The organism is Flavonifractor sp. HCP28S3_F3 (genome assembly GCF_052065355.1).
In the GTDB taxonomy this organism is placed as follows: Bacteria; Bacillota; Clostridia; order Oscillospirales; family Oscillospiraceae; genus Flavonifractor.
The window spans coordinates 44,853-69,073 of sequence record NZ_JBQHUF010000016.1 but is presented as its reverse complement, the minus strand read 5'-3'; the positions used below and the strand labels follow the sequence as shown (position 1 = coordinate 69,073).

Genomic DNA, 24,221 nt, shown 5'->3' with positions numbered 1-24,221 from the left:
GGGAAAGATGATACAATGCCTGGTATGCAAATCCCCAGGAGGCAGGGTATGGATCGTTTTGACGGATTGCTCTCCCAGGTGCTGGAGCAGGCCCGCTCTCTGGGCATCCCGGTGTCGGGACGCATCGACCCCCATGTGAAAATCAACAACCGGGCGGTGACCCGGTTCGGCTGCTGCATCCGCCAAAAAGACGGCAGCTTCGTCATCGAACTGACAGGGCGTCTGCTGGACGCCGCCGACCAGGCTTGTCTTCAGACCCTGGCCCACGAGGTACTCCACACCTGTCCCGGCTGCCGGGACCACGGGGTTCTGTGGCGGAGCTACGCCGGGCGGATGAACGAGGCTTTCGGCTACGCCATCTCCCGCACCGGCACCTGTGGGGAGCTGGGGGTGCCTGACACCCGGAAGATCCGGCACCTGGTGGTGTGCGCCCGCTGTGGTCGGGAATTCCCCCGGACCAAGGCCTCGCCTCTGGTGCTCCACCCGGAACGCTACCGCTGCAAGTGCGGCGGTACCCTGATCTGCAAGTATTAAGAGATTTAAGGAGGGACCCTCCACGAAAAAGCGGAGCAAAAAGGCCCTGTTCAACCGAATCTTTTCTATTGTAGGCCTGACCATCGGGGGCGGCATCCTGGTGGGCCTGATGGTCTATGTGAGCCGCACCATGGATCTGCGGGAACTGCTGGCGGGCATGGAACCCATATGGCTGGCCGCCGCCGCTTTGTGCGTCCCCTTCAGCGAAAGTGTGGACGCCCTTATTTTTTATGGTATGGGACGTTCTCTGGGCTGCCCGGTGCGCCTGCTGGGCTGCTTTGACGCGGCCTATATCGGAGAATTTTACTACAAGCTGGGCCCTGCCGGGGCGCCGGTACAGCTCAAGCTGATGTACGACGCGGGGATGCCCGCCACCTATACCGCCTCCATCTATACCTGGAAGGCAGTGGCCAACACCATGGTGTACACCTGCTATGCCGTGGCCGCCCTGGCCTATGAGCTGCTCTGGCGGCAGGAGAGCCTGGGAGCCGCGGTGGCGGGCGCCGGAGCTCTCATCGCCCTGTACCTGTTCCTGTGCGGGCTGGCTCTGTTTACCGCCGTGCGGCCGGAGCCCATCCAGCGGCTCATCCGCCGCATCCTCACCTTCCTCTCCCGGCACTGGAAGGTGATGGCCAAACCGGGCATGGTGGACAAAGGGATGGCCAAGGTGGAGGAGTTCTGCGTACAGCTGCGCTCCCTGAAGGACAACCGCCGGATGTTTGTGGGGCTCTACCTGGGCATGTTTCTGGAACTTACCGCCCTGTTCGCCGTGCCCTTTTTCCTCTACCGGGGTCTGGGACTCACCGGCTGCTCCTTCTGGGAGCTGGTGATGGTCCAGTGCCTGGTGATGGTGCTCTCCCGCATCATCATGCTCCCCGGCAACGCCGGCGGCGCCGAGGGCAGCTTCTTCCTGTTCATGGGGCCCATCTTCGGCCAGCATCTGGCGGTGGGGATGGTGCTATGGCGCTTCGCCACCTTCCTGGAGGTCATGCTGCTGGGCGGGCTGTGGTCGGTGGCCCGGTTCGCCAAGCGCTCCGCCGCCCGGCACCACACCCAAGGAGGCGAGGTCTGTGAATGAAAAATACACCCGGCTGAAGCTGAAAATGCTGCTGTGGGTCATCGTGGGTACCTTGGTGGCCGGAGCGGTAGGGATCTTCCTGCTGGAGGTGGTGGTGGACGGCGTGCTTCAGGACCCCATCTACCGTTTCTTCGTGTGGGGCGCACAGGTCCTGTTCGGCCAGTCCGCCGAGACTGCCGACCAGCTCTATCAGCAGTATCTGCGCAACAACAAGCAGGAGATCCTGACCCTGGGCACCATGGTGCTGATGCTCATCGCCTTCTATATCGCCATGGGCCGGTTTACCCGCTGGCTGGACGAGATCCGCACTGCCACCCGACGGCTGCTTTATCCCGGAGCCGACCCGGTGGAGCTGCCCCGGGAGCTCAAGCCCATTCAGGAGGATCTGAACGCTATCCGGCGGCAGCTCTCCGCCCGGGAGGAGGCCGCCAAGGAGACCGAACAGCGAAAGGGAGACCTGGTGGCCTTCCTGGCCCACGACCTGAAAACTCCCCTGACCTCGGTGGTGGGTTACCTTACCCTGCTCCACGACGACCCGGGCCTGACGGCGGAGCAGCGGGCCAAATTCACCGGCATCGCTCTGGACAAGGCCAAACGGCTGGAGGAGCTGCTGTCGGAATTCTTCGACATCTCCAAAATGGGTCTGGACAGTGAGGCGGAGGAAAAAGGCCCCATCCAACTGTCCATGCTGCTGGAGCAGCTGGCCGACGAGTTCTATCCTCTGTTCGCCGAAAAGGACCTGACCTGCGTGCCTCAGATCCAGCCTCACCTGGTGGTGTTGGGGGATCCCGACAAGCTGGCCCGGGTATTCGACAACGTGCTGCGCAACGCGGTGAGCTACTCCACTCCCGGCGGCCAGGTGGATATCCAGGCTTCCGCTCAGGGCCGGTACGCCGAGATCACCATCCGCAACCAGGGCCTGGAGATCCCAGAGGGTGAGCTCTCCAACATTTTTGATAAATTCTACCGGCTGGACGCCGCCCGCTCCTCCCGCACCGGCGGCGCGGGGTTGGGTCTGGCCATCGCCAAGGAGATCGTGGAGCTCCACCAGGGCACCATCCGGTGTGAGAGCAACGGCTCCCTCACCAGCTTTGTCATCTCCCTGCCGCTGCATAAGGAGGCCCGCCATGGTCTGCGCCGAAACCGCGCTGGCGTTTCTGAACCGAAATAAGCTGCTCTATCTGGACATGCTGGAGCCCATCCGCCGGGGTTCGGCGGAACTGCTGTACGCCGCCGGTGACGGAGTGCTGCTCTATGACCGGCTGGCGGAGGTGTACATGCTGGGTGCGGACACCCGCCCGGCCCTGGACGCCATGCTGCCGCTGATGACCGGCTGCACCATCCTCACCGGCCATCAACTGTGGTACAAGGAGGAGTTGGCCGCCCGCTTCGGGTTCCAAATAGAGCAGATCTGTTATCAATCCGCCTGGATGGAGGCCCAGCCGCCCGCGCTGCTGCCCTTCGGCGGGGAGCTAAAGCTACTGGACCGCTCCTGGGCCCAGTGGGTGTACGACCACTACAGCCACGCCTTCGGCGGCGTGGAGTACATGGAAGGGGCCATGGACCGGGGGATGCTGGGGGCCTTTGTGAACGGACAGCCCGCCGGGTTCGCCGGGTTCCACATCGAGGGTGCCATTGGCATGCTGGAGGTGCTGCCGGCCTACCGCCGCCAGGGGATCGGAGAGGCCCTGCTCCGGGGCGTCGTGTCCCTGGCTTTGTCCCGGGATCAGTACGCCTACGGCCAAGTGTTTATTGACAATTTCCCCTCTCTGGCTCTCCAGCGCAGGGCCGGAATGACCGTTTCAGAGGACATTCTGTTCTGGCTGTTCTGAGGGGGCAGCCTTGACTTTTCCCCCCTGTCCGATATAATAGTTCTGTTCATGTCCATATTTTGATTGTTTTTTCGGATTTTTGTCAGGAGGCTCTTTATCATGCCGAAGATCTCGAACGCCGCCAAGCCCACTGTGGTACTGGTGGCCTTTTATAACAAGAAGGCTCTGGGGGTGCGCTACCTCCAGGCCGCGCTGGAGCGGGCGGGCTACGCCGTACGCACCGTGTTCTACAAGGACTTCAACTCCGTCCGGCCCTCCCCCACCACCCAGAAGGAGCTGGAGCTCTTCCGCCAGGTGGTGGCCGAAACCAAGCCGGTGCTGGTGGGCCTGTCGGTCATGAGCTCCATGTACCTGGATACGGTATATCAGGTACTGGACGCCGCTCTGTCCGCCACCTCCGCCCCGGTGGTGTGCGGCGGTGCCTTCGCCACCATGTTCCCCCAAAAAATGCTGGAGCGGGGCGCTAAGTTCGTCCTGCGGGCTGACGGTGAGGACAACCTGTGCCGTCTGGCCAACGCCCTGCGCAACGGCACCGACTACACTGACATTCCCTCCCTGTGCTGGATGGAGGGGAGCGAGGCCCACTGCAACGAGATCGGCGGTCTGGTGAATGAGGTGGACCGCTGCGGCCTGCCGGTGGTGGACAGCAAGAGCGCCTGCTACATTGAGCACGACACCCTGGTGGAGGGGGACCCCCAGCTGTCCACCCGCAGCTATGAGGTCATTGCCTCCCGGGGCTGCCCCTTTACCTGCTCCTACTGCTGCTGCGTCAACCTGCGGCGTCTGCTCCCCAAGGGCATCCACGGGGTGCGCACCCGCTCGGTGAAAAGCGTCATTGACGAGCTGGTGGAGGCCAAAAAGAAGTGCAAGAAGCTGGTATTCATCCACTTCTATGACGAGATCTTCCCCAACCTGCCCGGCTGGGTGGACGAGTTCGTGAAGGAGTACGGCAAGAAGATCCACCTGCCCTTCACCATCTGGTCCCACCCCAAGATGGTGGACCTGGAGACTCTGAAGAAGCTGAAGAGCGTGGGCCTCACCGAGGTCATCATGGGTATCCAGTCCGGTTCGGAGCGGGTGCGCCGGGACATTTTCCATCGGTATGAGACCCAGGAGGAGATCATCAACGCCATTAAGGCCATCCGGGAGGCCGGCGTGTTCTGGGGCAGCTTTGACCTGATGCTCCAGCATCCCTTTGAGACCATTCAGGATCTGAAAGAGTCCTACTACCTGGTGAAGCAGTTCCCCTCTCCCTACGAGCTGCAGCTCCACGGCCTGAACTTTCTGCCGGGCACCGACATCGTGGACATGGCCATCGACCAAGGTCTGTGCACCCCCGAGGAGATGGACCAGGTGATGTTCGCCCCTATGGAGGAGCAGTTCGGGGCCTACTGGAAGCAGGACGCCTCCCAGGAGAGCCAGGCCTGGTACCGGATGATCTACTGCTGGCAGTTTGAAAAATTCCGCAAGAAGCTGGTGTCCTGGGAGTCCGACCCGGTGGCCCACATGGCCGAGCTGGATGCCTGCTACGCCCAGGCCCAGAAGATGGCCCGCACCCGTTATCTGTACAAAAAGGGCTACGTGGTGTGGCGCCGGATGGTCATGGGCCTGTATCCCACTAAAAAGTAAGGACCCAACGCCCTTTTATCTCTGGTCAAGGTGAATCTATGATAGGAAAATGGCTCAATTACATGTCCAAGCTGCATGACGGCGCGGACGCCATCCTGATCGCCGACCGGCACGGGATCATTGAGTATTCCGCTATGTTCTCCGAACAGGAGAACCGGCTGATCGACGAAGGGATTATTGGGAAAAACATCCTGGAGGTCTATCCCGGGCTGACAGAAGAGACCTCCAGCCACTTTCGGGTCATGCGCACCGGGGAGCCTATCCTTAACGAGAAACAGATCCTGACCGATTTCCGGGGCCGGCAACAGATCCTGGTCAGCTCCACCTTTCCGCTGGAGGACGACGGCGAGCTGATCGGCACCATGGAGACCTCCGTCTTTTACAACAAGGATTCCCAGCTGGACAGCAAGAACCACTGGCTGACCAATCCCCACAAGGGTCTGTTCGTACTGGACGACATCGTGACCCGGGATCCCGAAATGCTGGCACTGAAGGAGACCGCCCTTCGGGTGGCCGCCAACCCCTCACCCGTACTGATATGGGGGGAGACGGGCACGGGCAAGGAGCTGTTTGCCCAGTCCCTCCACAGTCACAGTCCCAGGGCCCGAGGTCCCTTCATTTCCCAGAACTGCGCGGCCATCCCCACCTCTCTGCTGGAGAGTACCCTGTTCGGCACCACCCGAGGCAGCTACACCGGTGCGGAAAACCGGAAGGGCCTGCTGAAGCAGGCAGACGGCGGTACTCTGTTCCTGGATGAGGTCAACTCCATGGATCCCGCTCTCCAGGCCAAGATTCTGAAGGCCATTGAGGAAAAACGATTCCGACCGGTAGGCGGGGAGCAGGACGTGCGCAGTGACGTACGCATCGTCTCAGCCATGAACGTGGACCCCGTCACCGCTGTCCGGGAAGGGATGCTCCGCAAGGACCTGCTCTACCGCCTTGGCGTGGTCCAGCTGGCTCTGCCGCCCCTGCGGAAGCGGCAGGGAGACATCCTGCTGCTCACCGATTTTTTTGTGGAGCAGTACAACCGGAAAATGAACCGTTCCATCACCGGTGTCAGCGAGCTGGTGCGCAACGCCCTGCTGGATTATGACTGGCCGGGCAACATACGGGAACTGCGGAACACGGTGGAGTCCGCCTTCAACCTGTGCACCGGTCCAGTGATCCAGCTCAATGATATTCCCCGTTACATCTTCTACCACGAGGAGGAGCAGGCCTCTTCCCCCGGCACCCCCACCCTTCCGGAGGGTCTGGGCCTTCAGGAGGCCGTCAGCCGGTATGAGCGGGACCTGATCGCCTCCGCTCTGGAGCACAGCCGCACCATTACCGAGGCCGCCGGAAAACTGAAGCTGACCCGGCAGTCCCTTCAATACAAAATGATGAAGCATCACCTCAACGGCTGAAGAACAGAAGCAAGAATTTTTGCCTTTTTGCGCAAAAATTCTTGCTTTTTCTGTATCCTCGCAGAGTGTCTTTGTAAGCACGCTCTGAAAAAGTTCAGCTGTACCAATCGTTTCCCGCTATTTTCACGCCGCGCTGTTTTCTGGCATGCTCCTTGCTTAATCCATGGGCAGTGGTTTTGCGTGATCCACATATCTGATGTTAGGAGAGGGTAAAAGATGAAGCAAAAAAAGAAAGGAATCCGGATCCCCCATATGTTCACGCTGCTTCTGCTTATCATCACACTGTGCACCATCCTGACCTATATCATCCCCGCAGGTCAGTACGACACCTACGTGGATGAAAACGGCGTGGAGATGCTGGTGGACGGCAGCTATCACCGCATCGAACAGACGCCGGTGACTCCCATGAAGGCGCTCATGTCGGTGCAGGAGGGTCTGATCGAGACCGCCTACATCTCCGCCTTCATCTTCATCATCGGCGGCGCCTTCGGCGTGGTGGCCGAAACCAAGGCCATTGAAGCCGGTATCGGGCGCATCATCAAAAAGACATCCAAGCGGCAGGGACTGCTGATCCCCATCATGATCTTTGTAGTGGGCTTCGGCGCCGGCTCTTTCGGTATGTTTGAGGAGTGTCTGGTGTTCATCCCCTTCCTGGTGCCCATCTGCATCGCCATGGGGTACGACTCCATTACCGGTCTGGCGGTTGCCATCGTGGGCAGCTCCAGCGGCTACGCCGGCTCCTTTGTACAGCCGGCCAACGTGGGCGTCTCCCAGAGCATCGCCGGGCTGCCAATGTACTCCGCTATGTGGTACCGTCTGATTATCCTGGTGGTCATGCTCACTATCGCGGCAGTCTACGTCTATCTGTATGCCCAGCGCATCAAACGGGACCCCACCCGCAGCCTGATGTATGAAGAGGACCGCCAGCGGGAGGAGAAAGTGGATCTGGACGATCTGCCCGAGCTGAACGTCACCCGGAAGCTGGTGCTGCTGGTCATGGGCATTACCTTCGCCATCCTCATCGTGGGTGTGCTGAAGTGGGGCTGGTACATCAACGAGCTGTCCGCTCTGTTCCTGGGCATGGGTATCGTGGTCGGCTTTGTGGCCCGAGTTGGCTTTGACGGGTTCGGCGTACTGTTCGGCCGGGGCGTGGCCGACTTCGCCTGCGGCGCGCTGGCAGTTGGCTTTGCCCGGGGCATCCTCATCGTACTGGAAAGCGGCAACATCCTGCACACCATTCTGTACGGTGCTTCCGGCCTGCTCACCTCCCTGCCCTCCTCCTTTACGGTACTGGGCATGTACGTCCTCCAGAACTTCCTGAACCTGCTGATCCCCTCCGCCAGCGGCCAGGCGGCCACCTCCCTGCCCATCCTGCTGCCCATGGGCGATATGGCGGGCATTACCCGGCAGACTACCTGCATCATCTTCCAGATCGGCAACGGTCTGTCCAACATCCTGGTCCCCACCGCCGGCACCTTTATGGTGGCTCTGTCCATGGCCAAGATCTCTTACGGAAAATGGGCCAAGTGGTTCGCTCCCCTGCTGGGGCTTCAGTTCGTAGCAGGCGCCATCCTGGTGCTCATCGCCAACGCCATCCATCTCGGTCCCATGTGAGAAGAAAGAAGGAATTTGCATGAAGGAACAGATACGCTCCGCCGTGGAGGACTTTCTCCCGGACCTGTGGGCCATCTCCCGGGAGATGTACGACCATCCCGAGCTGGGACTGGAGGAGGTCAACTCCTCCCGACTGCTGCGGGACTGGCTGAAAGGCCAGGGTTTTGCCGTAGAGGAAAACTTTCACCAGGTCCCCACCGCCTTCCGGGCGGTGTATGGCTCCGGCAAGCCGGTGCTGGGCTTCCTGTGCGAGTATGACGCTCTGCCCGAGGTGGGCCACGGCTGCGGCCACGACCTGATCGGCGTTATCTCCGCCGGTGCCGCCGCCGCTTTAAAGCAGGCGGTAGACGTCCACGGCGGCACCCTGGTGGTGTATGGCACTCCGGACGAGGAGGTCACCTGCACCAAGGTGCAATTTACCGACGATGGGGTCTTTGACGAACTGGACGCGGCCCTGATGCTCCACCCCTACCAGCAGACCTGCGCCCGTATGGGCAGCATCGGCATCTACCCCATCCAGTACGAATTTTTTGGCAAGAAGTTCCACGCCAACGAGGCCGGGCCGGGCAGCAACTGCATCAACGCCCTGGACGCCGCCGTCACCGCCTACCTGAGCATCAACCAGGCCAAGCAGTACCTGGACGCCAACATTTACGGCATCCTCAACAGCGGTGGTACTCTGCCCAACATTATCCCCGACTACGCCAGCCTGCGCTACTATATCCGCTGCGACCAGGAGTGGAAGACCCAGCGGGCGGTGGATCGGGTCACCCGCTGCGCCCAGGGCGCGGCGGACAGCGTGGGAGCCACCCTGAAGGTCACCCAGTATCTGTGCCCCACCCAGACCATCCTGCCCAACGAGCCGCTGCTGAAGGCCTATGAGGACAACATGACCGCTCTGGGCGAACCGGTGGTGACGGCAGAACATGCCCGGCTATCCACTGACGCAGGCAATGTCAGCTTCCGGGTGCCCACCCTCCACGGCATGATCGGCATCCACGGCTGCGACGGCATCGACCTGCACACCAAGGAATTCGCCGACCGGACCGTATCGGAACAGGGACGGGAGGCCACCCGACTGGGGATCTGCGGTCTGGCGGGTGTGGGCTACGACCTGCTGACCCGGCCGGAGCTGCTGCCTGCCGTGCGTAATGATTTTGAACAGGCCCTGCGGGAGCAGGCCGAGAAAGGAGTATAACCATGGTCCTGCATAATTCTGTTACGGAGGATCCCACCATCTGGGCGGGTCTGAATCATCCCGAGCTCTCTCTGGAGGAGGCGGACATCGCGCTCTTCGGTATCCCCTACGACGGCGGCGTCAGCTTCCGCTCCGGTTCCAGCGAAGCACCTCAGGCACTGAGGGGCATCACTTACACCATCTCCCCTACCACTGAGGATTTCCGGGACATCTCTCCCCTGAAGATCAAGGATCTGGGAGACTGTGTGGGCAAGGACCGGGACGAGATCTTCGCCGAGGCGGAGGAACTGGCCTTCCAGGCGGTGAAGGCGGGCAAGTTCTTTACCATGATCGGCGGCGACCACTCGGTGACCATCCCGGTGCACCGGGGGATCAACCGGGCCGTGGATGAGGATTTCGGCATCATCCACATCGACGCCCACTTCGACCTGTGCGACGACATGCACGGGGACACCCTGTCCCACGGCTCCACCGAGCGGCGGGCCACTGAGCTCTCTCACGTCAAGGACAGCGACCACCTCTTTTTCTTGGGTATCCGCTCTATCGAGTCTGACGAGCTGGAGTTCTACCAGAACAATAAAGTCAACGTGCTCTCTGCGGCCGACATCGACCACCAGGGCGTACCCAAAGCCCTGGAGCAGGTAGTGGGCCACATGAAACAGTTCCATAAGGTCTACATCACTCTGGACATCGACTGTCTGGATCCGGCTTATGCCGCCGGTACCGGCACGCCGCAGTTCGGCGGCCTCACCGCCCGGCAGCTGCTGGATCTGCTGAAGGGGCTGTTTGACGGCCTCAACATCATAGGCATGGATGTGGTGGAGGTGGCCCCCAAGCTGGATCCCTCCCTGGCCGCCCTGTTTGCCGCCCGGAAAATCGTCACCGAGTGCTGGGCCCACCACTATTTCAAAAATCTGCAGTAGAGCAGACAAAAAAGGACACGCCTTTCGGCGTGTCCTTTTTTGTGTTATCTCTGATCCAGGGGCACGAAGGTGCGCATGGGGGCAACCGCCTTGTAAGCGGGACGGATAATCCGGTTGCCGGGCTGGTAGACCTCCTCCAGCCGATGGGCGCACCAGCCCACGATACGGGCCACCGCAAACAGCGGGGTGTACAGCTCCTGGGGAATGCCCATCATCTTGTACACCATGCCGGAGAACAGGTCCACATTGGCACACACCACCTTGTTCTCGCCCTTGACGGAGAGAAGCACCTCGGGCGTGAGCCGCTCCACCGCCTCGTAGAGCGCAAACTCATCCTCCATCCCCTTGGTGGCGGCCAGCTTCTTGGCGAACCGCTTGAGGATAACGGCACGGGGATCGGACAGGGTGTAGATGGCGTGGCCCATGCCGTAGATGAGGCCGGAGCGGTCCCCCGCCTCCTTCCGCAGCAGCTTGCCCAGGAAATCCTTTACCTCGTCGTCGTCCTTCCAGTTCTTCACATTGGCCTCAATGTGGCCGAACATCTCCATGACCTTCTTGTTGGCGCCACCGTGCCGGGGACCCTTCAGGGAACCCACTGCCGCGGCAATGGAGGAGTAGATGTCGGTACCGGAGGAGGAGAGCACCCGGCAGGTAAAGGCGGAGTTGTTGCCGCCGCCGTGCTCCGCGTGGAGCACCAGGCACAGGTCCAGCAGACGGGCCTCCTCCTCGGTGAACTGGTTGTCGTGGCGGACGGAGTAGAGGAAGTTCTCCGCCACGCTCAGCCCCGGCTGAGGCCGGTGGAGGTAGAGGGACTCATCATCATAGTAGTGCCGCTTCACCGCGAAGGCGTGGGCCACGATGACGGGCACCCGTGCGATGAGCTGGATGGCCTGCCGCAGCTGATTGGGCAGGGACATGTCGTCGGGATTGTCATCATAGGAATAGAGAGCCAGCACCGACCGGGCCAGCTTGTTCATCACGTCGGGGCTGGGCGCCTTGATGATCATGTCCTCGGTAAACATGTGGGGCAGGGTGTGGTTGTCGCTGAGCAGCTGCTGGAAGGTGGTAAGCTGCTCCCGGGTGGGCAGCACACCGAAGAGGAGCAGATAGGCCGTCTCCTCAAAGCCGAACCGGCCCTCGCTGACAAAGCCGTTCACCAGTTCCTCCACGTCAATGCCCCGATATACCAGCTTGCCGGGAGCGGGGATCCGTTCGCCGTCCTGCACATAGTAGCCCATGACGTTACCAATCTGGGTCACTCCGGCCATGACGCCGGTGCCGTCGGCGTTGCGCAGACCACGCTTGACGTTATACCGCTCATAATACGCCGGATCAATCTGGTTATGCTTCTGGTATTCCGTGCATAGACTGTTAAGGAAGCCCGTCAGGGCCTCTGGCTCCATATTTTGCATCCGAACCCGCTCCTTCGCCCAAATTTGTATTGCACCCATTGTAGTCTCTTTTTTCTTCGGCGTCAATCCAAAACAGCTTATTCTCTGGATTTTTTGGCAAAACACCCGGAAGGAAGCAGCCGCAGCGCGGCCGGAAAGTGAATTATGATGAAGCATAACTTGCAAAAAAGTGGACAACGGTGGGGAGTCCGGCAGGTGACGGCCACGGCGCTGATTCTGCTGTTGGTCCTGTTTCTGCTCCCTCTGCTCCTGTTCGGCACGGCGGGTCAGGAGACTCCGGACGAGGCTGCTCCTACCGGAGAGCTGCCCATCGACCGGACGGTGGTGACACCCCAGGCCTCCATGGACAGTCAGACCCAGATCCGGGTGGCGCTGGATGACGGCAGCGTGCTCACCCTCAGTATGGATCAGTATCTGTGGCGGGTGGTGGCGGCGGAAATGCCCGCCTCCTTTGAACCGGAAGCCCTGAAGGCTCAGGCCGCCGCCGCCCGGACCTATACTCTGTCCAAGCTGGGCCGTACGGTGGAAAACCATCCGGACGCCGACGTGTGCACCGACATTACCTGCTGTCAGGCCTACATAGACCCGGACCAGGCCGCCGCCAACTGGGGAGACGCCGCAGCGGAGTACACCGCCAAGATCACCGCCGCCGTCTCCGGCACCGACGGCATGGCCATTCTGTACGACGGTCAGCCCATCCAGGCGGTGTTTTTCTCCTCCGCCGCCGGGCGGACGGTGGATGCGGTGGAAGTGTGGGGCAATTCGGTGCCCTACCTCACCGGAGTGGACAGCCCCGAGGGGGACGAGGTGCCCAACTACCACTCCACTGCCTCCTTCACACTGGAGGAGTTCAAGAGCAAGCTGCTGGCCCAATATCCCGACGCCAACCTGTCCGGAGACCCCTCGGGCTGGTTTCAGAATCTGGTGCCCAACTCCGCCGGAGGTGTGGAGACCATCGACGTGGGCGGGATCACCATCTCCGGCGGGGTGCTGCGCACCCTCTTCGGTCTGCGTTCCACCAGCTTTACGGTGTCCGCCACAGCAGAGGGCGTGACCTTCTCAGTCACCGGCTACGGCCACGGCGTGGGCATGAGCCAGTATGGTGCCAATGCCCTGGCCAAGGAGGGCAAGACCTACGACGAAATTTTAAAATGGTATTATACCGGGGTGGAGATCGCCCCTTATACGCCAAAATCCTAAAAATCTTTTAGTAAACCTATTAAAAATGTTGTTGTCAAATCTGCGGCTCTTTGGTATAATATCAAATTGGATAGGCATGTGCTGTGCCATCCTAATATGACGTAAAGTGAGAGATCGCGCATGAACACACGCTATGACGTTGCCATTCTGGGCTGTGGTGAGGCTGGTATTTTCGCCGCCTACGAGCTGATGCATCGCAACCCCAGCCTGAAGGTGGTGGCCCTGGACCAGGGGGCCGACATCTACACCCGCAGCTGCCCCATCGTGGCGGGCAAGGTGAAGGAGTGCATCCACTGCAAGGTGTGCGGCACCATGTGCGGCTTCGGCGGCGCCGGCGCCTTCTCTGACGGCAAATATAACTTCACCACCGCTTTTGGCGGCTGGCTCACCGACTTCATGCCCCGGGACGAGGTCATGCACCTGATCGACTATGTGGACTCCATCAACATGAAGCACGGGGCCACCGACAAGGTGTTTTCCACCGATACCCCCGCCGCCCGGGAGCTGGAAAAGCGTGCCCTGGAGCACGACCTGCACCTGCTGCAGGCCCGGTGCAAGCACCTGGGCACCGAGAACAATCTAAAAATCCTCCAGAGCATCTACGAGGAGTGCCGCAAGGGTGTGGAGTTCCGGTTCCACACCGCAGTAACCAAGATCGAGAACCTGAACGGGGAGGGCTATCGTCTCATCACCGAGAAGGGCGACGAGATCGACTGCACCTGGCTCATCGCTGGCCCCGGCCGCTCCGGCGCCGAGTGGTTCTCCAACCAGTGCAAGGAGCTGGGCATCCAGCTGATCAACAACCAGGTGGACATCGGCGTGCGGGTGGAGCTGCCCGCCAAGGTGTTTGAGCACATCACCGACGTGGTATATGAGTCCAAGCTGGTCTACCGCACCAAGCAGTACGGCGACCCAGTGCGCACCTTCTGCATGAACCCTTACGGCCACGTGGTGGCTGAGAGCGTGGAGGGCATCAACACCGTCAACGGCCACTCCTACTCCGACCCCGCCCTTCAGAGCGAAAACACCAACTTCGCCCTGCTGGTGTCCAACCGCTTTACCCAGCCCTTCAACGAGCCCTACCGTTACGGCAAGCACATTGCCTCCCTGAGCAATATGCTGGCCGGCGGCGTGCTGGTGCAGCGCTTCGGCGACCTGGTCAGCGGCATCCGCACCAACGAGCACCGGCTGAGTAAGTCCTTCGTCCGGCCCACCCTTACCGCTGCCGTTCCCGGCGACCTGTCCCTGGCCCTGCCCAAGCGGCAGCTGGATGACATCATTGAGATGATCTATCAGCTGGACAAGATCGCCCCCGGTACCGCCAACTACGACACCCTGCTCTACGGCGCGGAGGTGAAGTTCTACTCCGCCCGTCTGGCTCTGTCCGGCGAACTGGAGACCTCTCTGCCCGGCTTCTTCGCCGTGGGCGACGGCGCGGGCATCACCCGCGGCCTGGCTCAGGCTGGCGCTTCCGGTGTTAAGGCCGCTCAGGTTATCCTCGGCCGTCTGGGCTGAGGTCCTTAAAAGGCATAAAAAACCGCCGCGAGCAGACGCTCGCGGCGGTTTTTTGATTCATACACAGGCAGTCATGCCAGAGCAATGCTCCTTCACCCGGTTGATCTGGCGGCAGAAGAAGCGGGAAATGGTCCCCACCGTCAGGGCACACACCAACGTGCCCTCCCGCAGGCCGTGGATGGTACCCAGACAGAGGAAGGAAACCAGAGCCGCCGTCCCCACCATGGTCAGGTCGTAGCCAGTCTTGGTCTTGCCGAACTCCCAGCCGAACACCTGGCTGCAGGTACGCACAAAGCCCTCACAGGGGAGAATCAGCACGTTGGGCACCACCTCCAGGGCCACACCCAGCCCCAGGAAGGTGCAGCCCAGCAGCAGCACCACCCATCGTCCGGCATAGGCAGCCGGCACCAGGGGAGAGAGCAGGTCCATCCACAGGTCGATGCAGACGGAGAACACAAAGGTGAACGGGATCTGCAGCAGCTGGACCAGAGGAAACTTCCGCCGCAGCAGCAGAATTTGTCCCCCCAGCATTACGCAGTTGACCACAAAGGAGAAGCACCCCAGGGTAACCCCCGGAAATACAAAGGTCAGAACATAGGCCAGGCTGGACACTGCCGACGTACCCATACCGGCCAGGGTAATGAGCGCGATGCCCAGTGCGGAGCACACCACACCGACAAAGAACATCAGGTACCGCCCCAGCAGCCCATGGTGGTCCATGTTACCGCCTCCAAAAAATTATTTTTTAGTACTAATAATAGTTTAGCACCAAAAACTGGCTGGTTCAAGGGTCACATTGCCTAAATTTGGTGTATCTTTTTTGCCAATTTGACCGGACACGCCCCCCAGAAACCATAACTTGCTTTTGACAAGTTTTATACACGGAAATATGCAGGAGATGCTTTTGGTAAAGGCGGGGTAAAAACCAGCTCTATAAACGGTTTTCCACATTGTCCACATGGTTTTCCACAGTTGTGCACACCCTGTGGATATTCAGAAATCGTTGACATAAAACAAGTCAAGCAAAAAAACCACGTCGCTTTCGCCAAAGTTTTTCCCTCCCCAAGGTGGACGAAATCTGGTATAATTTGAGCAACCAAAACTTCTCTCTGAGGTGATCCCATGTCCGATACCATTGCCGCCATTGCCACCGGTCCGGCCCCTGGTGCCATCGGCATCCTGCGGCTTTCGGGACCAGAGGCCATTGCTGCCGCGTCCGCCGTGTTCCACCCCTTGGGCGGCAAGCCTTTGGAGGCTTACGGGGACCGGCAGCTGGTGTACGGTACCCTGCTGGGGGTGGACGGCGCTCCCATTGACCAGGCCCTGGCCACCATTTCCCACGGTCCCCACAGCTACACCGGGGAGGACACGGCGGAGCTGCAATGCCACGGCTCCCCCATGGTGCTGACCCTGGGGCTGGAGGCTCTGTTTGCCCAAGGAGTGCGGCAGGCGGGACCGGGAGAGTTTACCCGCCGAGCTCTGCTCAACGGGCGGCTGGACCTGGTCCAGGCGGAGGCGGTGGCCGACCTCATTGACGCGGAGACCCCCGCCGCTGTCCAGCAGGCCGCCGGACAGCTCTCCGGGGCCCTGAGCCGCCGGGTAAAGGGCATTTATGACACTCTGGTGGACCTGCTGGCCCACTTCCACGCGGTGCTGGACTACCCGGACGAGGACATCGACCCCTTCCGGGCAGACACTATCCACAAGGGGCTGGAACAGGCGAAAACGGATCTGTCCGCCCTGCTGGCCACCTACGACCGGGGTCGGTATCTGGCCGGAGGCATTCCCTGCGCTCTCATCGGCCGCCCCAACGCGGGCAAGTCCTCCCTGCTCAATGCCCTGGCGGGATATGAGCGGGCCATCGTCACCGCCGTGCCCGGCACCACCCGGGACACGGTGGAGGCCCGCTGCCGGCTGGGGAAGGTGACCCTGCGGGTCATCGACACCGCCGGCATCCGGGAGACGGCGGACGAGGTGGAGCGCATCGGGGTGGAGCGGAGCCGGGCCGCCCTGGAGGAGGCCGCCCTGGTGTTGCTTCTGTGCGACGGCTCGGTTCCTTTTACGGAGGAGGACGCCCACCTGCTGGAGGAGGCCCTCTCCCACGCCCCCACCATTCTGGTGTGGACCAAGGGGGACCTGCCCTCCTCTCCCATTCCCGTTCTGGCTCTGGATCCCATGCCCCCGGTGGTGGAGGTGAGTGTCAAAACCGGCCAGGGTCTGGAGGAGCTGGCGGCGGAGGTGGAGCGTCTGTTCCCGGCAGGGAGCCAGGGAGCGGCAGGGGAGCTGCTGACCAACGCCCGGCAGGCGGATGCCGCCCGGCGGGCTCTGGACAGCGTGGCCCGGGCGGAGGACAGCCTGTCGGCCGGGATCACCCCCGACGCCCTGCTCACCGATGTGGAGGAAGCTCTGTCCGCTCTGGGAGAGCTCACCGGCGCCAACCTGCGGGAGGATATCACCGCCCGGATCTTTGAACGTTTCTGCGTGGGAAAATAAAAAAACTGCCGCACGATGTGCGGCAGTTTTTGTTTTGCGGCTTAATTCAGGCTCCCAGTCACAGCGGCCTGGGCCACCTCTACGTCGTCCTTGTGGACATAGAAGGTGTACTCATAGGCCGGAAGGAGATCAGGGGCAGACATGCCGATGGCGCCCAAACTGGAAAGGCCCAGCGCACCCCAGGGGTGGCGGCCGCCTATGACGCCATTGCTCCCCACCGGCGGGGTGACTTCAGTCTGGCCGATGTGGAAAGGGATGCCCGCCTCAGTGAGAGCGGCGCGGATCTTCCCCACCTCCTGAGAGGACGTGGTACTGACCAGCCTCCTGCGGGCAAAAACAGGCACTTTTTCAGCCACGGGCTCACGCTCCTTTTTCGAGGATCACTCCACGATTCCGGACAGAGCGCTTTCCGCCAGCTCCATATCATCCTTGTGGACGTAAAAGGTGTACTCATAGGCTGGCAAGGGCGCGTCATAATGGAGGGCCAACCGTCCTCCATTCCCTAAAGGCGGAGTCATGTCGGACTGACCGATGTGGAAGGGAATACCCAGCTCGGTGAGAGCAGCGCGGATCTTCCCCACCTCCTGGGAGGATGTGGTGCTGAACAGCTTTCTGCGGGCCAGGACAGGAACCTTCTCTGCCATAGAATCACGCTCCTTTTCCAAAGTTTTGGGCAGATATCTGCCTTCTGACTTCAGATTATCACCAGAGCGCACCTCTGTAAAGGAGGAAAAATGCGTCTCCCGCTCAGCTCATGCGGGAAAAGTGCTCAATGGCCTTGGCAAACTCGGAAATTGTCTTGTCCGCGTCCCCGTGCTCGATGCCGTCCCGGACGCAGTGGTTAAGGTGCCCTTCCAGCACCACCTGGCCCACCTTGTGGAGGGCGCTTTTGGCGGCGTTGATCTGCATCAGCATCTCCTCGCAGGGGATGTCCTCGTCCACCATCCGGTCAATGGCGTTGAGCTGGCCGATGATCTTCCGCAGACGGCGGTGGAGGTTGTCGGCGTCCATACACTGTCTCATATTCTTTCACCCGCTCTCTGTCAAAAGGCTGCAAAAAGCCGGCGCGCCGGTGGCGCGCCGGCCGGGGGGGGCGCAAAACTCAGCTTCGCTCCTCAAAGCTGGCACCGCAGTTGCGGCAACTCACCGTGATCTTCCCCTTGCCCCGGGGCACCCGCAGGTATTGCCCGCAGTTGGGACACTTGAAGTAGCGGTGCTCCTTGTCCCGTCGAATGGTACGGCGCATCTTCACCCAGCGGATGGCGGGACCCGCCATAGCCAGGAACCGGGCGTTCTCCGCCCGGCGGCGGTCAAATCGCCGGGAGAACATACGGTATACGTCCCACACCAGCACCGCCAGGGCCACCCAGGACAGGAAGCCCATATGGGGCAGGCCGGACAGCAGGATCAGGATCACATAGAGGATGAGGAGGAAAAAGGAGAGCTGGTCGCTGCCATACCGCCCGTACATCAATTTTCTGAAAAAATTCATGAGCATGAGCTGTAGTCGTCTCCTTCAGCCTGAAAGATTAAATTTTTCTGAATATTATGATACCGCCTGCGGCTTTTTTCGTCAAGGAAGCAAACGTAAACAATATGTGAATTCAGCGGAGAAACCCCCTTGCGCCGGAGAAAAAAAGCCGGTATACTGGGTAAAAAACCATCGGAGGGCAGGATATGGGACGCATCGACAAGGAAAATTACTATCTGGACATTGCCCAGACCGTGGCAGAGCGGGCCACCTGCCTGCGGCGCCACTACGGGGCCATCATCGTGAAGAGCGATGAGATCATCGCCACCGGCTACAATGGCGCTCCCCGGGGCCGGAAAAACTGCGTGGATCTGAACTACTGCACCCGGGAGGCCCTGAACATCCCCTCCGGACAGCGGTATGAGCTGTGCCGCTCCGTCCACGCCGAGGCCAACGCCATCATCTCCGCCGCCCGGAGCGAGACCATCGGCGCCACCTTGTACATGGCCTGCGTGGATCCGGGCTCCGGCGCCCTGATCCCCGGCTCCACCTCCTGCTCCATGTGCCGCCGGCTCATCATCAACGCCGGCATCCAGCGGGTGGTCATCCGGAACACGGAAACAGACTACTCCGTGGTCCATGTGGAGGACTGGATTCGGGAGGACGACTCCCTGCCTGAACAGAACGTCTGAACTGTCCGCTTTTCCCCGGACCCCAGTGGGTCCGGGGATTTTTGTGCGCATACGAATTTCCTTGACAGAAGGATGCTCTAGGACTTAAAATAGTCTAGGTGTAGTATTTTGAAGAACGAGGGGTACGTTCTTCGGTTTTTGTGCGGTTTGGACAACCCCGCCCGGCCGCATCCGTTCAACATGCCAATTACGAACTTTGAAAATCCAAGAAAGGGAGGTGTGTTTCAACCTTGATGCAGACAATCATCGCCTGTGTGATCACCGCCGTGGTCGCACTTGCCATAGGCTTCCCCGCCGGCATCCAGTGGCGCAAGAAGGTCGCCGAGAAGGAGATCTCCAGCGCGGAGGAGGAGGCCAAGCGTATCATCAACGAGTCCATCAAGTCCGCCGAGAGCAAGAAGCGTGAGGCGCTGGTGGAGGCCAAGGAGGAGATTCTCCAGGCCCGCAACGAGTATGAGCGCGAGGTGAAGGAGCGTCGGGCTGACCTGCAGAAGCAGGAGCGCCGGCTCCAGCAGAAGGAAGAAAACCTGGACCGTAAGACCGAGAACATCGAGAAGAAGGAGGACACCCTGCAGCGCAAGCTGGCCGAGCTGGACGAAGCCCGGGAAGAGGTGGCCACCGTTAAGAAGACCCAGATGGAGGTCCTGGAGCGGATCTCCGGCTTTACCGCCGAGGAGGCTAAGAACTACCTGATCGACCAGCTGGCTGAGGAAGTGACCCACGAGTCGGCCATGAAGGTCCGGGAGATCGAGGCTCAGTTCAAGGAGGAGGCCGACCAGAAGGCCAAGGAGATCCTGTCCCTGGCCATCCAGCGCTGCGCCGCCGACCACGTGGCGGAAGCCACCGTCAGTGTGGTTCCCCTGCCCAATGACGAAATGAAGGGACGTATCATCGGCCGGGAGGGCCGCAACATCCGCACTCTGGAGACCATGACCGGTGTGGATCTGATCATCGACGACACGCCGGAGGCCATCACCGTCTCCTGCTTCGACCCGGTTCGCCGGGAGATCGCCCGCATCGCCCTGGAGAAGCTCATCCAGGACGGCCGCATCCATCCCACCCGTATCGAGGAGATGGTGGAGAAGGCCAAGCGGGAGGTAGACGCTACCATCAAGGCCGAGGGCGAGCGCGCCGTATTCGAAACCAACGTCCACGGCCTGCACCCCGAGCTGATCAAGCTGCTGGGCCGCATGCGCTACCGCACCAGCTACGGCCAGAACGTGCTCAACCACTCCATCGAGGTGTCCCATCTGGCGGGCCTCATCGCTGCCGAGATCGGCGCCGACGTAACCCAGGCCAAGCGGGCCGGTCTGCTCCACGACCTGGGCAAGTCCATCGACCATGAGGTGGAGGGCTCCCACGTGCAGATCGGCGTGGAGCTGGCCCGGAAGTACCGTGAGAATGAGGACGTGGTCCACGCCATCGAGGCCCACCACAACGACGTGGAGCCCCGCACCATCGTGGCCTGCATCGTCCAGGCCGCCGACGCTATCTCCGCCGCCCGGCCCGGCGCCCGGCGTGAAAACCTGGAGAACTATATCAAGCGTCTGGAGAAGCTGGAGGAGGTCACCTCTTCCTTCCCCGGTGTGGAGAAGTCCTATGCCATCCAGGCGGGCCGGGAGGTCCGCATCATGGTGGCTCCCGACAAGGTCAGCGAAGACCAGATGGTGCTGCTGGCCCGGGACATCGCCAAGAAGATCGAGGAAGAGCTGGAGTATCCCGGTCAGATCAAGGTGAACATGATCCGGGAGACCAAAGTGGTGGATTACGCCAAGTAAAACCAAAGAGCCCGTCCGCTTTGCGGACGGGCTCTTTTTTCATGGCATCACAGTTTGGATCTTTGCATTCAAGGCGTCTATGTCGGGGACCTCCACCGGATCGTTGGTCAGCTCCCAGTCCAGTTTCAGGGAGAGGATGCGGTATACGCTCTCATCCAGGCGTTCCTGGGAGATCCGACCGCTGTTCACCGCTTCCAGCAGGGCATCCCGGGCGGCGGTCAGGTTGTCCGCCTCATGGCACACCAGCAGCAGGTCGCAGCCCGCCTCCACCGCCAGCACCGCCGCCTCGCCCATGCCGTAGCTGTCGGACACGGCGGCCATGGTGAGGTCATCGGTACATACCACCCCGTCAAAGCCCATCTCTTCCCGCAGCAGGCCGGTGACCACCGGCTCAGACAGGGATGCGGGACGATCCGGATCAATGGCAGTCATCAGGACATGGCTCACCATGATGACCGGGATGGCCGAGTCGCCCCCCGCCGCGCCGTAGACGCAGGTGCCGTCGATGGCCTGGCGGAAGGGCACCAGCTCAAAGTCCAGCAGTTCTTCCAGGCTTTTGTCCACCACGGGCAGGCCGTAGTGGGAATCCACCGCCGTATCTCCGTGGCCGGGGAAATGCTTGGCCGCGGCAATGACTCCGCCGCTGAGGATGCCCCAGGCGGTCTCGTTGGCGGCATAGGTTACCGACTCCAGATCAGAGCCAAAGGCCCGATCTCCAATGACCGTGTTGTCCGGATTGGACCAGATATCCATCACAGGGGCAAAGTCCAGATTAAAGCCAAAGGCGGCGCATTGGGCCGCCAGGGCCTGGCCTAGGGCAAAGCAGGCGTCCATTCGCTGGTCCGGATCGGCAATCTGTCCGAACTGGTAGGCCGCCGGCAGCTCCGCCACCTCCGGCGGCATCCGATCTACCCGTCCTCCCTCCTGGTCCACGGACAGGAACAGGGGGATGTAGTCCCCGTTTAGCTCCTTCAGGCCGTTGGTCAGGGCCGTCAGCTGCTCTGCGCTTTCCACGTTGCGGCCAAAGAGGATGATACCACCCACCTGGTAGTCGGCCACAGCCTGGGTGCCGTCGTCGCCGGGCTCCAGACCGTTGATGCCCGCCACCAGCAGCTGGCTCACCTTCTGTTCCACCGTCATGTCCACCAGCAGCTCTGCTGCCGGGTCAGGGGTGGGGGTAGGCTCCGGCGTTGGGCTGGGCGTAGGCTCCGCCGTAGGGGTCGGCGTGGCCGCTGTGGGAGTGGGATCTGTGGGTGTCTGGCTGTCACAGGCCGCCAAAAGCAATACAAGCAGTAATACAGGTAGGATCAGATGCCGTTTCGTCATCGCTTTTTTCCTCCCTTACGGCGCTTGGGCACGTGCATGGCCCGGCCCCGGCCTTTTCCCTCCTTTCGGCGGGGCGGCTGGGGCTTTTCCTCTTTCCGGGATTTCCGCGGGGGGACGGGCACCCCGCCGGGCAGAATGAAGTCCACCTGGCCGGACACCGGGTCGGCGGCAGAGCACTCCACCTCCAGCTCCATGCCCAGAGTATAGCGACCGTTGGGTCCCTCAAGGGTGAGCCGGGCCTCGTCATACTCCCAGGGTCCGGCGGGCAGGGCCTCCGCAGGCAGCAGGCCCTCTACGCCACCGGCCACCATGACGAAGAGGCCGAACCGGGTAACGCCGGTAATGGCTCCGGTGAATTTCTCCCCGATCTGGTGGGACATATATTCCGCCAGGTACCGCTTTTCGATCTCCCGCTCGCTCTCCTGGGCGGCCAGCTCCCGCTGGGAGGACTGGAGGGCGGCCCGGGGCACCGCCGCAGTGAGCTTCCGACCCTCCTTGTCCCACTTGCCATCCAGGATGGCGGTGAGGATGCGGTGGACCATCAGGTCGGGATAGCGGCGGATGGGGGAGGTGAAGTGGCAGTAGTAGGGGGCGGCCAGGCCGAAGTGGCCCAGGTTCTCTCCGTCATACCGTGCCTTCATCAGGGAGCGGAGCACCATCATGGACACCGCGCCCTCCTCCGGCTTGCCCTTGGCCCAGTCCAGCAGCTTCTGCAGGCCGGGACCGTCGGCGGTTTTCAGGTCGTAACCCAGGGGCGCCACCAGGGTGCGCAGGGCGTCGGTCTTCTCCTGGGAGGGCTTTTCGTGGACCCGGTAGACGCAGGGCTTCTGGGCCCTGGACAGGTGCTCGGCCACACACTCGTTGGCGGCCAGCATAAATGCCTCAATGAGCTTTTCGCTCTCCCCCTGGCGGCGGAGCACCACCGCCACCGGCTCGCCGTTCTCATCGCACAGCACCTGGCTCTCCTGAGTCTCCAGGTCCAGGCCGCCCCGACGGCGGCGGCGGCCGTCCAGGATCTTGGCCAGGGCGGCCATGTCCTTCAGCATGGGCAGAATGTGGTCATATTTTACCGCCAGGGCGGGATCTTCCTCCGCCAGCAGCTTGTTGCAGTCCCCATAGGTCATCCGCTCGGTGGACCGGATCACCGATTTGGCGATCTGGTGGTCCACTACGGCCCCCTCCCGGTCCAGGGTCATGATGCAGGACAGGGCCAGCCGGTCCACCTGGGGGTTGAGGGAGCAGATGCCGTTGGACAGAGCCTCAGGCAGCATGGGCACAACCTGGTCGGCAAAATACACCGAGGTGCCCCGCTCGTAGGCCTCCAGGTCCAGGGGAGTACCCGGCTGCACATAGTGGCTTACGTCGGCGATGTGGACACCCAGCACCCAGCGGCCTTTGTCGTCCTGCTCCAGACTCACCGCGTCGTCAAAATCCTTGGAGGAGGCCCCGTCGATGGTGATGATGGTCTTGTCCCGCAGGTCCAGACGGCCCGCCATGGCGGCAGTCTGGACGAATTGGGGGATGGCCCGGGTCTGCTCCATCACCTCCGGGGGAAAGTCCCGGTGGATGTCGTGACTGTACAAAATGGCGGCTACGGCGCTCTGACGCTGGTCGGCGGGGCCGAAGGTCTCCTTCAGGGTGCCCATGGGGGGCCGGCGGTCCCCGCCGAAGCTGGTCATGGACACCGCCGCCCGCTCTCCCGCCCGCAGGCTGCGGCGGCGGGTCACCACCTGGATCAGGCTGGGCAGCCGTTCACTGTCCGGACGCAGCCACAGGGCGTGGTCGTGCTTCTCCAGCACGCCTACCACCGTCTTGTTGGCCCGCTCCAGCACCTGGGTCACCTTGGCCACCCGGCGGCCGGTCTGGGGGTCCTCCTCAGTAATACGGACGGACACCGTGTCCCCGTTCCAAGCGCCGCCCTGGGCTCGGGGCGGAATGAAGCAGTCCTCCCCTTCCTCGGGGATCAAAAAGCCAAAGCCACGGCCAGTAGCCTGATATCTGCCGATCAATTCCTCTGATCGATCCATAAACATTTCCTTTCTATTACGTACTTTTCTGTATTATACCCCTGTTGGGGGCCGCGCTCAACAAAAAAACGCCCTTCCGAAGTCGGAAGGGCGTTT

22 protein-coding genes are annotated in these 24,221 nt (G+C 61.5%); 14 read left to right on the top strand and 8 right to left on the bottom strand.

Features of this window, described 5'->3' with window-relative positions; genetic code table 11:
- The first annotated feature begins 48 nt into the window (after window positions 1-48).
- The 9 genes from ACTNB1_RS13290 (at window position 49) to speB (ending at window position 10,211) form a co-directional block, all read left to right on the top strand.
- Window positions 49-534, top strand: coding sequence for a SprT-like domain-containing protein (locus ACTNB1_RS13290; RefSeq protein ID WP_441170119.1), 486 nt, complete (start codon window positions 49-51; stop codon window positions 532-534).
- A complete protein-coding gene (locus ACTNB1_RS13285; RefSeq protein WP_441170140.1) occupies window positions 530-1,612 on the top strand; it encodes a lysylphosphatidylglycerol synthase transmembrane domain-containing protein in 1,083 nt (360 codons plus the stop codon). The genes ACTNB1_RS13290 and ACTNB1_RS13285 overlap by 5 nt, the downstream gene beginning before the upstream one ends.
- The gene (locus ACTNB1_RS13280; RefSeq protein WP_441170118.1) at window positions 1,605-2,783 is read left to right on the top strand and encodes a sensor histidine kinase; all 1,179 of its coding nucleotides are present in this window, start codon (window positions 1,605-1,607) and stop codon (window positions 2,781-2,783) included. Before ACTNB1_RS13285 ends, ACTNB1_RS13280 begins: the two co-directional genes overlap by 8 nt.
- Entirely contained in the window at window positions 2,740-3,444 is a 705-nt protein-coding gene (locus ACTNB1_RS13275) for a GNAT family N-acetyltransferase (RefSeq protein ID WP_441170116.1), read from the top strand. Before ACTNB1_RS13280 ends, ACTNB1_RS13275 begins: the two co-directional genes overlap by 44 nt.
- A gap of 99 nt (window positions 3,445-3,543) precedes the next feature.
- On the top strand, window positions 3,544-5,073 hold the full coding sequence (locus tag ACTNB1_RS13270; protein WP_441170115.1) for a B12-binding domain-containing radical SAM protein: 1,530 nt from the start codon (window positions 3,544-3,546) through the stop codon (window positions 5,071-5,073).
- 38 nt (window positions 5,074-5,111) lie between these two features.
- On the top strand, window positions 5,112-6,476 hold the full coding sequence (locus tag ACTNB1_RS13265; protein ID WP_441170113.1) for a sigma-54 interaction domain-containing protein: 1,365 nt from the start codon (window positions 5,112-5,114) through the stop codon (window positions 6,474-6,476).
- A 216-nt stretch (window positions 6,477-6,692) separates the two neighbouring features.
- Window positions 6,693-8,090: a YfcC family protein gene (locus ACTNB1_RS13260; protein WP_441170112.1), complete on the top strand. Its 1,398-nt coding sequence runs from the start codon at window positions 6,693-6,695 to the stop codon at window positions 8,088-8,090.
- Window positions 8,091-8,109: 19 nt separating this feature from the next.
- On the top strand, window positions 8,110-9,288 hold the full coding sequence (locus ACTNB1_RS13255; RefSeq protein WP_441170111.1) for a M20 family metallopeptidase: 1,179 nt from the start codon (window positions 8,110-8,112) through the stop codon (window positions 9,286-9,288).
- A gap of 2 nt (window positions 9,289-9,290) precedes the next feature.
- Window positions 9,291-10,211 carry an agmatinase gene (gene speB, locus ACTNB1_RS13250; RefSeq protein ID WP_441170109.1) on the top strand — a complete coding sequence of 307 codons (921 nt, stop codon included), beginning with the start codon at window positions 9,291-9,293 and terminating at the stop codon, window positions 10,209-10,211.
- 44 nt (window positions 10,212-10,255) lie between these two features.
- Here speB and ACTNB1_RS13245 read toward each other — a convergent pair whose 3' ends face one another.
- The gene (locus ACTNB1_RS13245; RefSeq protein WP_441170107.1) at window positions 10,256-11,623 is read right to left on the bottom strand and encodes a citrate/2-methylcitrate synthase; all 1,368 of its coding nucleotides are present in this window, start codon (window positions 11,621-11,623) and stop codon (window positions 10,256-10,258) included.
- A 195-nt stretch (window positions 11,624-11,818) separates the two neighbouring features.
- Here ACTNB1_RS13245 and spoIID point away from each other — a divergent pair, with 195 nt between their 5' ends.
- Together spoIID and ACTNB1_RS13235 are read left to right on the top strand one after the other, a co-directional pair.
- On the top strand, window positions 11,819-12,823 hold the full coding sequence (gene spoIID / locus ACTNB1_RS13240; protein WP_441170106.1) for a stage II sporulation protein D: 1,005 nt from the start codon (window positions 11,819-11,821) through the stop codon (window positions 12,821-12,823).
- A 120-nt stretch (window positions 12,824-12,943) separates the two neighbouring features.
- A complete protein-coding gene (locus tag ACTNB1_RS13235) occupies window positions 12,944-14,338 on the top strand; it encodes an NAD(P)/FAD-dependent oxidoreductase (protein ID WP_441170104.1) in 1,395 nt (464 codons plus the stop codon).
- A 57-nt stretch (window positions 14,339-14,395) separates the two neighbouring features.
- Here ACTNB1_RS13235 and ACTNB1_RS13230 read toward each other — a convergent pair whose 3' ends face one another.
- Window positions 14,396-15,058 (bottom strand): YczE/YyaS/YitT family protein, encoded by a 663-nt coding sequence (locus tag ACTNB1_RS13230; RefSeq protein WP_441170102.1) that lies wholly within the window; start codon window positions 15,056-15,058, stop codon window positions 14,396-14,398.
- 402 nt (window positions 15,059-15,460) lie between these two features.
- Here ACTNB1_RS13230 and mnmE point away from each other — a divergent pair, with 402 nt between their 5' ends.
- Entirely contained in the window at window positions 15,461-16,831 is a 1,371-nt protein-coding gene (gene mnmE, locus ACTNB1_RS13225) for a tRNA uridine-5-carboxymethylaminomethyl(34) synthesis GTPase MnmE (RefSeq protein ID WP_441170100.1), read from the top strand.
- A gap of 41 nt (window positions 16,832-16,872) precedes the next feature.
- On the opposite strand, the gene ACTNB1_RS13220 is transcribed toward mnmE, so the two are convergent.
- The 4 genes from ACTNB1_RS13220 to ACTNB1_RS13205 all read right to left on the bottom strand — a co-directional run bounded on the left by ACTNB1_RS13220 (window position 16,873) and on the right by ACTNB1_RS13205 (window position 18,329).
- Window positions 16,873-17,187 carry a hypothetical protein gene (locus tag ACTNB1_RS13220; protein WP_441170098.1) on the bottom strand — a complete coding sequence of 105 codons (315 nt, stop codon included), beginning with the start codon at window positions 17,185-17,187 and terminating at the stop codon, window positions 16,873-16,875.
- A 24-nt stretch (window positions 17,188-17,211) separates the two neighbouring features.
- Window positions 17,212-17,475 carry a hypothetical protein gene (locus ACTNB1_RS13215; RefSeq protein ID WP_441170096.1) on the bottom strand — a complete coding sequence of 88 codons (264 nt, stop codon included), beginning with the start codon at window positions 17,473-17,475 and terminating at the stop codon, window positions 17,212-17,214.
- Window positions 17,476-17,578: 103 nt separating this feature from the next.
- A complete protein-coding gene (locus ACTNB1_RS13210; RefSeq protein ID WP_441170094.1) occupies window positions 17,579-17,854 on the bottom strand; it encodes a metal-sensing transcriptional repressor in 276 nt (91 codons plus the stop codon).
- Between the two features lie 79 nt (window positions 17,855-17,933).
- Window positions 17,934-18,329 (bottom strand): hypothetical protein, encoded by a 396-nt coding sequence (locus ACTNB1_RS13205; RefSeq protein ID WP_441170092.1) that lies wholly within the window; start codon window positions 18,327-18,329, stop codon window positions 17,934-17,936.
- 179 nt (window positions 18,330-18,508) lie between these two features.
- Here ACTNB1_RS13205 and ACTNB1_RS13200 point away from each other — a divergent pair, with 179 nt between their 5' ends.
- Window positions 18,509-18,994, top strand: a complete 486-nt coding sequence (locus tag ACTNB1_RS13200; RefSeq protein WP_441170090.1) for a deoxycytidylate deaminase — start codon at window positions 18,509-18,511, stop codon at window positions 18,992-18,994.
- A gap of 233 nt (window positions 18,995-19,227) precedes the next feature.
- Entirely contained in the window at window positions 19,228-20,772 is a 1,545-nt protein-coding gene (gene rny, locus ACTNB1_RS13195) for a ribonuclease Y (RefSeq protein WP_441170139.1), read from the top strand.
- Between the two features lie 39 nt (window positions 20,773-20,811).
- Here the strand turns inward: rny and nagZ are convergent, their stop codons facing one another.
- Together nagZ and rnr are read right to left on the bottom strand one after the other, a co-directional pair.
- Window positions 20,812-22,098: a beta-N-acetylhexosaminidase gene (gene nagZ / locus ACTNB1_RS13190; RefSeq protein WP_441170088.1), complete on the bottom strand. Its 1,287-nt coding sequence runs from the start codon at window positions 22,096-22,098 to the stop codon at window positions 20,812-20,814.
- Window positions 22,095-24,131 (bottom strand): ribonuclease R, encoded by a 2,037-nt coding sequence (rnr, locus tag ACTNB1_RS13185; RefSeq protein ID WP_441170087.1) that lies wholly within the window; start codon window positions 24,129-24,131, stop codon window positions 22,095-22,097. Before rnr ends, nagZ begins: the two co-directional genes overlap by 4 nt.
- Between the last annotated feature and the right edge of the window lie 90 nt (window positions 24,132-24,221).